We start from the raw sequence: 12,589 nt of genomic DNA on the forward strand, positions 1-12,589 counted from the left end.
CGGAGGAGGGAGCGGGTGGCTCCTTTCGCCGCCGAGCGCTGCTCGACCCATTGGCGGGCGAACTCCGCATCGTCCAACAGCTTCCACGCATCCACCCGGTCCATTGCCTCGTCCACCGCTTCTGCCGTGAACTCTTTCTCGACCAGGCGCGCCCGCAGCTCCGCCGCGCTGCGCGCCCGGAACTTGAGGAGTCGCAGCGCAGCCTTGCATGCCTTGGCTCCCTCCTCGGAGAGCGGAAGTAGCTCGTGCTCCGGCGCGGGCGCCTCCATCGCAGCGACAGTCTCCTGCAGGGCAGAGACCGATGCTCTCGACGCGCCACCCCCGCCGAACGATCCCTCGTCCTGCGGGGACCGGGCCGGTGGGAGCCTAGAAGTCGACCGGGACGACATCGACCGGGGCGTCCTCGTCCTCTACAACCGGGGCCTGTGACTCCTCGCCCTCCGCCGCGCCGGCGCCCATGCCGAGCTTGTCGAGGATCTTGGCCTGGATCTCATCGCGGACGTCCGGGTTGTCCTTGAGGTACTGGCGGACCTTCTCCTTGCCCTGGCCGAGCTGGTCGCTGTCGTAGGTGAACCAGGAGCCCGACTTGCGCACCACGCCGTGCTCGACGCCCATGTCGATGAGCGAGCCCTCGCGGCTGATGCCCTCGCCGTAGATCATGTCGAACTCCGCCTGCTTGAACGGCGGGGCGACCTTGTTCTTGACGATCTTGACGCGCGTGCGGTTACCCACGGCATCCGCGCCATCCTTGAGGGTCTCGATGCGGCGGACATCGAGGCGGACCGAAGCATAGAACTTGAGAGCCTTACCGCCGGTGGTGGTCTCCGGGGAGCCGAACATGACGCCGATCTTCTCGCGCAGCTGGTTGATGAAGATCGCGGTGGTGCCGGTGTTGTGCAGCGCGCCGGTCATCTTGCGGAGCGCCTGGCTCATGAGACGGGCCTGGAGGCCCACGTGGCTGTCGCCCATCTCGCCCTCGATCTCCGCGCGCGGGACGAGCGCAGCCACGGAGTCGATGACGATGATGTCGATCGAGCCGGAGCGGATGAGCATGTCCGCGATCTCCAGCGCCTGCTCGCCTGTATCGGGCTGCGAGACGATGAGGTTGTCCGTATCCACGCCGATCCTGCGGGCGTACTCGGGATCGAGAGCGTGCTCGGCATCGATAAAGGCCGCGATGCCGCCTGCCGCCTGGGCGTTGGCCACAGCGTGGAGCGCAACAGTGGTCTTACCCGAGGACTCCGGACCGTAAATCTCGACGACGCGGCCGCGGGGCAGGCCACCCACGCCGAGGGCGACATCGAGCGAGAGGGCGCCGGTGGGAATTGCGTCGACCTTCGGGCGTTCATCATCCCCCAGGCGCATGACGGAACCCTTGCCGAATGCCTTGTCGATCTGCGCGAGCGCCATATCGAGAGCCTGCTCCCGAGTATTGGTCTTCGCCTGTGCCTTAGCTGCCATTGTTCTGTCCTCCACGCCGGATTGTGTGGCCACGAGGTGGCCTCGATCGAATGTGTCCACACTCTACGAAGCGCCTCCGACAAAATGGGGACGCTACCGCCGCGATCGTGTGTCTGGGACCAGAGTATCCAAAAGAATGTTCGATTCAAAGAACTATGTTCGGCGTGTTCGAACGGTGCGATCGAATAACCGATGCCGAGTGTCGACTCCAGCCGGCGAACGCGGGCGAGGCGCAGGACCACCCTGCACACTCGACGGCCCGACTCGATCTCCTAGCGGTAGATCTCCGGAACGTCGAACTCGGCAGAGAGCGCGAGCCACACGTCCTTGGGCTCCTCGCCCTGGTCAATGGCCTGCGCGGCCGTCCTGCCACCGAGATCGGTGAGCACATGGGAACGCACGAGGTGCTCGGCGCGAGCGGCGCCGAACACCTCGTGCGTCAATGCGTTGAAATCGCTGAGGGTCATCGCCACAGGCCTAGACCGGTCCTTTCTGCACAAACGGGTCGGGAGCGGCCGGAGGAAACGAGGTCCCATTCGCCGACCACCGCCGAGCGACTACTCGGGCAGGGACTGCCCCTGCGTCTGGTTCTGACCGGCGTTGCTGCTTGGGCTGGGTTGCGCGGCCTGCGGCTGCGCCTGCTGCCCGGCGCGGGCGGCGCCCGCCGCCGGTGCGTCCGAACGCATCGAGGCGCGGATCTGCTCGAGGCGCGAATGGCCGGCCATCTGCACCGAGGCCTGCTGCACCTCGGCCATGCGCCCCTGCACCGAGTTCTCGGCGAGCTCGGCGCTCCCCAGTGCGTCCGCGTAGCGCTTCTCGATCTTGTCCCGCACCTGGTCGAGGTTCGGGGTCGACGAGTTCTCCGCGACGTTGGTCATCGAGCGGAGCGAGGCGCTCACCTGCTCCTGCATCTTTGCCTGCTCGAGCTGGCTGAGCAGCTTGGTCCGCTCGGCGACCTTCTGCTGCAGACGCATCGCGTTCTGCTCGACGGCCTTCTTCGCCTGCGCGGCAGCCTGGAGCGACTGGTCGTGGAGGACCTTGAGGTCCTCGACGTTCTGCTCGGCGGTGACCAGCTGCGCAGCGAACGCTTCGGCCGCGTTCTCGTACTCGACAGCCTTCGCCTCGTCGCCGTTGGCGCGAGCCTGATCTGCCATCTGGAGGGCCTGGCGCGTGCTGCCCTGCATCTTCTCGATGTCCTCGAGCTGCCGCTTGAGCTTCATCTCCAGCTGGCGCTGATTCGAGATGACCGCGGCGGCCTGCTGCGAGAGCTGCTGGTGCTGCTGCTGCGCATCGGCGATGGCCTGCTGGATCTGGACCTTCGGATCCGCGTGCTCCTCGATCTTCGAGTCGAAGAGCGCCATGAAGTAATTCCACGCCTTGCGGAACGGGTTAGCCATTGAAGTCTGTCCTTTGATCTCTAGCGTTCGGCTTGTGTAGCGGCGTCGCGGCGAGGGGCGCCGTCCGCCCGGCCGGGCTCGACGCACCCAGATTACAGAATGTGCCGGACACGCGAGTGCCGCACCGGGAGCGCCTGTCCGGCAAGCACCCTGTCCGCCGCGGCGGTCTATCCAGCGAGCACGGTGTCCGGCTCGACGTGGTTCGGGGTCAGTTCCGCTACGACCCGGATGAGCACCTCGCCGAGGGAGACGGACAGCGCGCCGGAGATCGCGGCGAGCAGCTCGCTCGAGGCTTCCTTTCGGCCACGCTCGAGCTCGGAGAGGTAGCCGGGGCTCACCCGCGCGGCATCGGCGACATCGCGGAGGGTGCGACCGGAATCGGTACGGAGCGCGCGCAGCACGGCCCCGAGCGCCTCGCGGAACAGCGGGGCTCGGTGTCCGCTCGCACTCTGGCGGATGGGGTCCTCGGTGGCCGGAATCCGGGTACTCGGGCCGAGACCCGGGCCGACCTTGATCGTCATCTCGTGCATCACCCCATCCAACGCGCACATCGGGCGAATTGTTCCCGAACCCCAGTGGGATCGCAGCCTACCGGCGGACAAACGGAATCGAAAAGAACAGTTCCGTCGTGATCCGTGCGCCGTTCGTGGGCCGGACGCAGGCCGAGCGCTGCGGACCGTCTCATTCCCCCATGACGGCGGACCGCAGCATCTCCAGGCCCGCGAGGGTCGCGGCCGCGCGGATCTGCGCCCTGTCCCCACCGAGCGCCAAGCGAGCGACACCCGCGCCTTCTCCCCGCCGAGACGTCGCCACGAACACCGTCCCTGCGGGCTTTCCCTCCTGCAGATCAGGGCCGGCGACACCGGTGAGCCCGACGCCGAGGTCCGCGCCGCACCGCCGAGCGGCGCCCTCGGCGAGCGCCGCAGCGGTCTCCGCAGAAACGGCTCCGTGGGCGTCGAGCGTCTCTTCGGGCACGCCGGCGAGGAGGGACTTGAGCTCGGTGGCGTACACGACGAGGCCGCCGCGGAGCACCGCGCTGGCCCCGGGGACCCCCGCGATGGTCGACGCCACCATCCCGGCTGTGAGGGATTCCGCTGTCGCCACGGTGAGTCCCGCGGCAGAGGCCGCCCGAACGAGCGCCTGCGCGGCGGACTCCAGGTCCGGAGGCGAGGCGGGGCCACCCGCCACAGCGCGCCTGGAACCCGCGAGGGCCGGGGCAATTGGGGCACGTCCGTCGTCATGCATGGTGGGTCCTCTTTCCTCGAGCGGCAACCGACACGAGCGACGAGCCCGAGAAACGGCCCGGGCGACCGACCTAGCTCGCCTCGCCGCCCTGGGCGCGGGAGGCCTGCCTCGCCTTGAGCAGGTAATCGACGCCGGTGTACACGGTGAGGACCACCGCAACGGCCATGACCAACCACTCAAACGGCCACACCCAGTGCGGCATGGGCAGGATGAGCAGGCCGATGCCGAGCGTCTGCGCCGCGGTCTTGAGCTTGCCGCCGGGGCTCGCGGGGACGACGTAGTCGACACCGACGAGCCGCCACACGGTGATCCCGATCTCGCGGACGAGGATCACGATTGTCACCCACCAGTAGAGCTCGCCGAGGATCGACAGCGAGATCATGGCCGCGCCCATGAGCGCCTTGTCCGCGATCGGATCGGCGAGCTTGCCGAAGTCGGTGACGAGGTTGCGCGAACGCGCGTACCACCCGTCGACGTAATCGGTCATCATCGCGATCGCGAACACGGCCCATGCAGCGATCCGCCACCACGTGCTCTCCCCGCCGTTCGTGAACATGACGACGACGAACACGGGGACCAGCACGATCCTGAAAACCGTGAGAATATTCGCGATGTTGAGAACCGGGACCTGATCGGGTCCGGAGGGGCTTGGAGCAGATGTCACGTCTCTACCCTAGGGTAAGTACGCCGCGGAGGGAGACTAGCGGACCTCGAGATCGTCGTCCATGTTGTCGTAGTACTCGCCGTCGGCGGGGCCGGAATCGCCTTCGGAGTCGAACTCCGATACGTCGTCACCGCGGATACCCGCGAGGACGCGGGCGAGCTCGTCGGGTTTGACCAGGACCTGCCGGGCCTTGGACCCCTCCGAGGGGCCCACGATGTCGCGGGACTCCATGAGGTCCATGAGCCGGCCGGCTTTGGCGAATCCGACGCGCAGCTTCCGCTGCAGCATCGATGTCGAACCGAACTGCGAGGAGACCACGAGCTCGGTCGCCGCGAGCAGGTCGTCGAGATCGTCGCCGATGTCCCCGTCGATCTCCTTCTTCTCGGCGGCCTTCTCTTCGGTGACGCTCTCGTCGTAATCCGGTTCCGCCTGCTCCTTCGCCGCATCGACGACAGCCTGGATCTCCTCGTCGGAGACGAATGCGCCCTGCATACGGGTCGGGCGCGAGGCGCCCATGGGGATGAAGAGACCGTCGCCCATGCCGATGAGCTTCTCGGCTCCGGCCTGGTCGAGGATGACCCGGGAGTCGGTGAGCGACGACGTCGCGAACGCGAGACGCGAGGGGACGTTCGTCTTGATCAGGCCCGTGACGACGTCCACCGAAGGCCGCTGCGTGGCGAGCACGAGGTGGATACCGGCGGCACGCGCCTTCTGCGTGATCCGGACGATGGCGTCTTCGATCTCCTTCGGGGCGGTCATCATGAGGTCGGCGAGCTCGTCGACCACGGCGACGATGTACGGGTACGGCTCGTACACGCGCTGCGAGCCGGGAGGCGCGGTGATCTCCCCAGCGCGCACCTTTTTGTTGAAGTCGTTGATGTGCCGCACGCGCGTCGCCTTCATGTCCTGGTAGCGCTGCTCCATCTCCTCGACGAGCCACGCGAGAGCGGTGGCGGCCTTCTTCGGCGAGGTGATGATCGGCGTGATGAGGTGCGGGATGCCCTCGTACGGAGTGAGCTCGACCATCTTCGGGTCGACGAGGATGAGGCGCACCTCTTCCGGCGTGGCCCGCGCGAGTAGCGAGACGAGCATCGAGTTGACGAAGCTCGACTTACCCGAGCCCGTGGAACCGGCGACGAGCAGGTGCGGCATCTTGTTGAGCTCGGCCGAGACGAATTCGCCCTCGATGTCCTTGCCGAGGCCGATGAGCATCGGATTCGGCGACTGCTGCGTCTTCGGGTCGACGAGGACGTCGGCGAGGCGGACCATCTCGCGGTCCGAGTTCGGCACCTCGATGCCCACGGCGGACTTGCCCGGGATCGGGGTGAGGAGGCGGACGTTGTCGGTCGCCACCGCGTAGGCGATCGTTCGCTGCAGATTGGTGATCTTCTCGACCTTGACGCCGGGACCGAGCTCGAGCTCGTATCGCGTGACGGTGGGGCCGCGCGTGAATCCGGTGACCGCTGCGTCGACGTTGAACTCCTGGAGAACCGAGCTGATCGCGTCGATCATCTGGTCGTTCGCGGCGCTGCGCTCCTTCGGCGGGTCGCCGAGGGTGAGCAGATCGAGCGAAGGAAGCTCATAGCCCTCGCTGCCGGACTTGAACGGCGCGGCAGTCGCAGGAAGAACCTTCGGCGTCTCCTTGGGCGCCTTGGTGAGGTCGCGCACCTCGCCCGCCCTGTCTGGGAGGGCGGCACCGCGCCGATCCTCGGTCGCCGATCGCTGGGCATCCACGTCTGTGACGGCGGAGGTGCTGTTCGCTCCGGCGGTTGCGCCGCCGCGGGACCCCTGCCCTGCTCGGTACGATGCTCGTCCGGCATCGGTGCCGGAGCCGGTCGCGGGCGGCGGATTCGGGGCACCGCCGGCCGCGGCACCGGCGGCAGCACCGGCAGCGCCTGCTGCACCGGCCCCTGCCGCACCCGCCACACCGGTGGCCGCCGCGGCACCGGTAACGCCGGACCGACGAGCCGCCGGGCGTGCGGCCTCGGAATCCACCGGCCCGCGCGGGGAACGCCGGGCCGAAGGCGCTACGTCGTCCGGGCGCGCCGGCGTCCACGGCTCCTCGCGGAGGCCCGTGCCGCGACCGGCCGTCGGGATCACTCGCGTCGAATTCGGGTTCCGTCCGGCGAGACGCCGCCCCGGATCCATACCGTCCTCGACGTCCGGATCCTCGTCGAAGAAATCGTCGTACTCCTCGTCAGCACGATTCCCGCGGACACCACCGATGCCGAAGAAGGACTTCACCGAACCGAGCGCTCCACCGAGCCCTGCGCCTGCGAAACCGCGGCCGCCTCGTCCGGGACGCCCGCTACCGTGCTCCGCCATCTGCTCGGCTTCGTCATCGAAGTCGTCAAGGCCCCCGAACTCGTCGGTTGCGCCCGAGCGGCCACGAGAATCCGCGGGATCGAATAGCGTGGTGGTGCGGGTTCCGGCGCCGTCGAGGGCGGCATCGGCAGTGTTCGCCGGGTAGCGGCCGCGGAGGTTGGTAGCCGGGGCTTCGGAGCCGTCGAAGAGATCGTCATCGCCGGCGCCCTCGGCGTCGAACTCGTCTTCTGCCCCATGTCCGGAGAAGTACTCGCGGAGAAGGGCGGGGATTTCCCGCGCGGGACGGCCGACGATGATGAGCGCTCCGAAAGCCACGAGGAGCACGAGCACGAGAGTGGCGACCACTCCGGTGAGCCCGGCCGCGAGGACGCCGCCGACGACCCTGCCGAGCACACCGGCCGCGTGCTGGACCTCGTGCGGCGTCGACGGTGCGCCGGCACCGATGTGCCAGATCCCTAGGATGCCGAGCGCGACGACGGTGGATCCGACCATCCAGCGGGCGTGCGTCTGCGGATTGGGCTCGCGGACGATGAGCAGCACACCCCATCCCGCGAGCAGAATCGGGAGGATGATCGCACCCGAGCCGACAACCATGCGGGTGGCGACCTCGACCCATTCGCCGACAGGCCGCGCGGCGGAGAACCACACGGATCCCGCTATGACGATCGCCACGGCGAAGAGCATGAGGGCGACGCCATCCCGGCGGTGCGGAGAGAGATCGGCCCGAGGCGTCTCCCCGATAGACGTGCGCGCACGCGAGCCCACGGCGCGCATGCTCGAGCCCACGCCCTTGGCCGTGCCCGTCCACACCGCGGCGAGCCCACGGCCGACCGCACCGAACGCTCCGCCGGTCCGGACCTGGGCCGTTCCGGTCTTCTTCGGATGCGACACGACCGAGCCCCGGCCACTCCTCGAGGAGCGTGCCGGGGTCCTGTACGTCTGGGACGACCCTCCTCGACTGCGCTTCGGCGATCGGGTCGGGGACGTGTGCGTTCCGAGTGCCATGCGTTCATTCTAAACGCATTAGTCACTCCAGTCACAGGCGGCACGTGGGGAACAGCGAGGTTCGGCATCCTGATCTCGCGAAAGCCCCGAGCGACCGTGGCCTCGGCGCCCGAGGACACCGCTCCCCCACGATGTTCATTGGCGCCTACCCCGGAGCTCCGCGCGCTCACCCGGCTTGAGCGGCCGGGCCCGGATCGCCGAGAGCTCGGCGTCGAAGGCGACGTTCGAGTTCGCCCGCCACCCATGGGCGAGGAGACGCCTCCACAGGCTGTCCCTGTTGATCGGAGCGACGTTGCCCTTGGGGTAAACGAGCCATACGAGCCGCATTTCGGCGAGGCGTTCGGCATGGGCTCCCATGAACGCGTCGACTGCGTCCTCGGAGTCGACGTATGCGATCGCCGCATCGGCGGAATCGAGATCGCCGCGCCGCAGCGTCTCGTCCCCGGCGAGCTCCTCCGGACTCCATTCCGCGGGATGGGTCCACAACACGGTCTCGAGCTTGAGCTGGAGCTTCTTGCGGAGCGCCGCATGCGGCGCCTGGGGATCATCTGCCATATCCCGACTATCCAGCCGGCCCCGGACGGTTGCTGGGGATCACCCCGGATTCGGGCAAGGAGCTCCAGACGAATGACGGCGGAGGCCGGCTCCCGCCTCGGGGAACCGGCCTCCGCCGTCATGGTCGATCAATCGGTACCACGTTGGGCACCGGGTCGGTCCTACTCCGTGGGGGCCGCCGAGGTGATCACCGTGGGGACGATCATCGGCTTGCGGCGCCACTTGTCGGACACCCACTTGCCGATTACACGGCGGACGACCTGCGCCATCCGGTACGGATCGTTCTCGCCCTCGCCTGCGAGGTCGAGGAGCGCGTTCTCGACGAGTTCCACCGCGGGGCTGAGCGCGCCCGGCTCATCGGTGAAGCCCTTGCCCACGAGCTGCGGGCGCGAGACCGGGCGGCCCGTGCGCGGATCGACGACGACCGTGGCGGCGATGAAGCCGCCCTCGCCGAGCACGGTGCGGTCGGCGAGGACCGTGTCTCCCACGTCGCCCGTGGAGAGGCCGTCGACGTAGAGGTTGCCGACCGGGATCTGGCCGACGACCGAGACCTTGCGGTCGACGAGTTCTACGACGACGCCGTTCTGCGCGAGGACGGTGTTGCCCTCGGGCACGCCCGTGCTGATCGCCAGCTGGCGGTTCGCGCGGATGTGGCGCCACTCGCCGTGCACCGGCATGACATTGCGCGGGCGAACGGCGTTGTAGATGAAGAGGAGCTCGCCGGCGAAGCCGTGGCCCGAGACGTGGACGTTGGCCTCGCGGTTGGTGATGACCTCGACGCCCATCTGCGACAGGCGGTTCATGACGCCGAACACCGACTCCTCGTTGCCCGGGACGAGCGACGAGGAGAACACGACGGTGTCGCCCTCGCTGAGGTTGACCTGCCGGTGCTCGCGGCGCGCCATGCGGGAGAGTCCGGCCAAGGCCTCGCCCTGTGTGCCGGTGGTCACCACGACGAGCTTCTCCGGAGGGAGCTTGGCCGCGTGGTCCATGTCGACGATGACGTTGTCGGGCGCGTTGAGGAAGCCGAGGTCCATGGCGATATCCATGTTGCGGACCATCGAGCGACCGTTGAGCGCGACCTTGCGGCCGGCCGCCGAGGCGGCGTCGATGATCTGCTGGACGCGGTAGACGTTCGACGCGAAGCACGCGACGACGACCTGCTTCTTCGCGCTGCGGATCACACGCTCCATCGACTTCGGGATGATCGACTCGGACTCCGAGACACCGGGAGTCGTGGCGTTGGTCGAGTCCATGAGGAGCAGGTCGACGCCCTTGTCGCCGAAGCGCGACATGGCCGGGAGATCGGTGGGGCGCTTGTCCATCGGCAGCTGGTCGAGCTTGATGTCGCCGGTGTGGATGACCCGGTTGCCGCCCACGTTGATGACGATGCCGAGCGCATCGGGGATCGAGTGGTTGACGGCGAAGTACTCGACGTTGAACTGGCCGTGGGTCGACTTCGAGCTCTCGTCGACGACCTGCACCCGCGGGCGGATGCGGTGCTCGCGGCACTTCGCCTCGACGAGGGCGAGGGTGAAGCGCGAGCCGACGACGGGGATGTCCTGGCGCAGCTTGAGGAGGAACGGGATCGCGCCGATGTGGTCCTCGTGGCCGTGCGTGAGCACGAGCGCCTCGACGTCGTCGAGACGGTCCTCGATCATCGAGAAGTCCGGGAGGATCAGGTCGACACCGGGCTCGTCGGAGCTCGGGAAAAGCACGCCGCAGTCGACGATGAGCAGCTTGCCGTTGTACTCGAAGACGGTCATGTTGCGGCCGATCTCCGAGATGCCGCCGAGCGCGACGATGCGCAGCGCGCCCTTCTTCGCCTTCGGCGGGCGCGGGAGGGCGACGGTCATGTCGCCGCCGGACATCGACTTCATGCCGCCGTGCTGCGACGTCGCCGAGTCCTCGCGGCGACGGTTGTTTCCGCCGTTGCCGCCGTTTCCGCCACGTCCGCCGCGGCCGGAGTTGCGGCCACCGCGGCGGTTGCCGCCACCGTTGCCGCCGCCGCGGTTGTTCCCGCCGCCATTTCCGCCGTTGCCGCCGTTGTTTCCGTTTCCGCTGTTGCGGCCGCCTCCCTGGCGCCCACCGCGTTCGTTTCCGCCACGGCCCGAGTCTGAGCCGTTCGAGTCGTTCCGGTTCGAGCCATTGCCCGAGTCCTGCGAGCCGCCCTTGGGCTCGGACTTCGGCTCTGCCTTCGCGGCGGCCGGTTCGGTGAACGTCGGGGCGAGCGCGCCGGCGCCGGCACCCGAATCGGAGGCGCCCTGCGCCCCGCCACCCTGCGTGGCCTGTGGCTCCCGGTTCTCGCTCGGCGGTCCGGCGTTGCGCTTCACGCGCGAACGCCCCCGAGGACGATTCTGGGATTCCGTCATTGAGTCACTCCTGCTCTGAGCAGCAGGTCGGAGAGATACCGACGCTGCTCTTCTGTTGGTGGAAGTTGAGGAAGTCGCGGCACTCCGGCCGGTATTCCGAGAAGTTCTAGTGCCGCCTTGGCCATCGAGACGCCGCCGAGATGGGCCTGAGCGTCGAAGAGGGGCAGCAGCGAGTTGTTGATGCGCTGGGCTGCGGCGAGATCGTTCGCCTGCACCGCGCCGTACAGCGCGCGAAGCTGCGCCGCGGCCGCGTGGCCCACCACGGAGACGAGGCCCACCGCGCCTGCGGCGAGCCACTGCAGGTTGAGCACGTCGTCACCCGAGTAGTACTCGAGGGACGTCGAGGTCATCACCCGCATGGCGTCGTGGAAATCGCCCTTGGCGTCCTTGACCGCCACGATGTTCGGATGTCCCGACAGGGCGATGAGGGTGTCCGCCTGGATCGGGATGACCGATCGTGGCGGGATGTCGTACAGCATCACCGGGCGGTCACTCGCATCCGCCACCGCAGAGAAGTGGGCCGCAATGCCCGCCTGCGACGGCTTCGAATAATACGGGGTGACGACGAGGTGCGCGTGCGCCCCCGAGTGCGCGGACCGCTTCGCGAGGTGGACCGAATGCGCCGTGTCGTACGTGCCGACTCCGGCGGTGATGACGGCCTTGTCTCCGACGCTGTCGAGCACGGCCTCGAGGACCGCGATCTTCTCGTCGTCGGTCGTGGTCGGCGACTCCCCGGTGGTCCCGGAGACGACGAGTCCGTCGCATCCCGAATCCACGAGGTACGTGGCGACCTGCCGGGCTGCAACGAGATCGACCCGCCCGTCCCGGCCGAACGGCGTGACCATCGCCGTGACTACCGTCCCTAGAGAACCGCCACGGCGCGGCTGCGTATGGCCGGCACCGTGACGGTGTGCGTTCTCTCGGACAGTCGTCATGAAGGTCAATCCTACTCTGAGAGTCCCGCTCGTCCGAAGACGGCGTCCTGGGGAACGGGATTTCGGTTGTCAGACGAAACGTCCGCCGACCGCGGACACGTGACGAAGCCGGCCTCCGCCGTCATCCCTCGACGACATACGGGCTGATCGCGATCTCCGAGCCGTCGTCGAGAGTGGAGATCTCGAAGTCCGAGAAGATGTTCGGCTCGAGCTCCTGCAACTTGCGGAGGCAGTCGATGGCGAGCCCGCGGATCTCGGTGTCCGCGTGCTCGGTGGCGCGCATGCCGATAAAGTGCCGCCACGACCTGTAGTTGCCGGACACCACGATGCGCGTCTCGGTCGCGTTCGGGAGGACCGAACGCGCCGCCTGTCGCGCCTGCTTGCGGCGCAACATCGGGTTGGGGACGTCGGCGAATTTCGCCTCCAGCGCCGTCAACAATTCGGCGTATGCCTCGCGAGACGAATCCGCTACCTTCTCGAAAATGGCAAGCAGCTCCGGATCGTCCTCGATGGCCGGCGGAGGGACCACCTTGGAATCGTGTTCGGGAACAAATCGCTGAGAGAGCTGCGAGTAGGAAAAATGGCGGTGCCGGATCAGCTCGTGTGTGCAGGATCGCGAGATCCCGGTGA

12 protein-coding genes are annotated in these 12,589 nt (G+C 68.0%); all 12 read right to left on the bottom strand.

Features of this window, described 5'->3' with window-relative positions:
• Positions 1 to 269 (bottom strand): regulatory protein RecX (locus tag V7E05_RS11720; protein WP_333619832.1); only part of this gene is annotated, 269 nt, incomplete at its 3' end.
• 97 nt (positions 270 to 366) lie between these two features.
• Positions 367 to 1,461, bottom strand: a complete 1,095-nt coding sequence (gene recA, locus V7E05_RS11725; protein WP_333619833.1) for a recombinase RecA — start codon at positions 1,459 to 1,461, stop codon at positions 367 to 369.
• Positions 1,462 to 1,733: 272 nt separating this feature from the next.
• Positions 1,734 to 1,928, bottom strand: coding sequence for a DUF3046 domain-containing protein (locus V7E05_RS11730; RefSeq protein WP_333619834.1), 195 nt, complete (start codon positions 1,926 to 1,928; stop codon positions 1,734 to 1,736).
• Between the two features lie 90 nt (positions 1,929 to 2,018).
• Positions 2,019 to 2,858: a PspA/IM30 family protein gene (locus V7E05_RS11735; RefSeq protein ID WP_333619835.1), complete on the bottom strand. Its 840-nt coding sequence runs from the start codon at positions 2,856 to 2,858 to the stop codon at positions 2,019 to 2,021.
• A 167-nt stretch (positions 2,859 to 3,025) separates the two neighbouring features.
• The gene (locus V7E05_RS11740) at positions 3,026 to 3,409 is read right to left on the bottom strand and encodes a helix-turn-helix domain-containing protein (RefSeq protein ID WP_333619836.1); all 384 of its coding nucleotides are present in this window, start codon (positions 3,407 to 3,409) and stop codon (positions 3,026 to 3,028) included.
• Between the two features lie 130 nt (positions 3,410 to 3,539).
• Positions 3,540 to 4,103, bottom strand: coding sequence for a CinA family protein (locus V7E05_RS11745; RefSeq protein ID WP_333619837.1), 564 nt, complete (start codon positions 4,101 to 4,103; stop codon positions 3,540 to 3,542).
• A 70-nt stretch (positions 4,104 to 4,173) separates the two neighbouring features.
• On the bottom strand, positions 4,174 to 4,767 hold the full coding sequence (pgsA, locus tag V7E05_RS11750; RefSeq protein ID WP_333619838.1) for a CDP-diacylglycerol--glycerol-3-phosphate 3-phosphatidyltransferase: 594 nt from the start codon (positions 4,765 to 4,767) through the stop codon (positions 4,174 to 4,176).
• 36 nt (positions 4,768 to 4,803) lie between these two features.
• The gene (locus tag V7E05_RS11755) at positions 4,804 to 7,983 is read right to left on the bottom strand and encodes a DNA translocase FtsK (protein WP_333619839.1); all 3,180 of its coding nucleotides are present in this window, start codon (positions 7,981 to 7,983) and stop codon (positions 4,804 to 4,806) included.
• 249 nt (positions 7,984 to 8,232) lie between these two features.
• Positions 8,233 to 8,652, bottom strand: coding sequence for a hypothetical protein (locus V7E05_RS11760; protein WP_333619840.1), 420 nt, complete (start codon positions 8,650 to 8,652; stop codon positions 8,233 to 8,235).
• A gap of 161 nt (positions 8,653 to 8,813) precedes the next feature.
• The gene (locus tag V7E05_RS11765; protein WP_333619841.1) at positions 8,814 to 11,024 is read right to left on the bottom strand and encodes a ribonuclease J; all 2,211 of its coding nucleotides are present in this window, start codon (positions 11,022 to 11,024) and stop codon (positions 8,814 to 8,816) included.
• Positions 11,021 to 11,959: a 4-hydroxy-tetrahydrodipicolinate synthase gene (gene dapA, locus V7E05_RS11770; protein WP_333619842.1), complete on the bottom strand. Its 939-nt coding sequence runs from the start codon at positions 11,957 to 11,959 to the stop codon at positions 11,021 to 11,023. Before dapA ends, V7E05_RS11765 begins: the two co-directional genes overlap by 4 nt.
• Positions 11,960 to 12,080: 121 nt before the next feature.
• Positions 12,081 to 12,589 (bottom strand): FAD-dependent thymidylate synthase (gene thyX / locus V7E05_RS11775; protein ID WP_333619843.1); only part of this gene is annotated, 509 nt, incomplete at its 5' end.

This window comes from Dietzia sp. (assembly GCF_036741115.1).
GTDB lineage: Bacteria > Actinomycetota > Actinomycetes > Mycobacteriales > Mycobacteriaceae > Dietzia.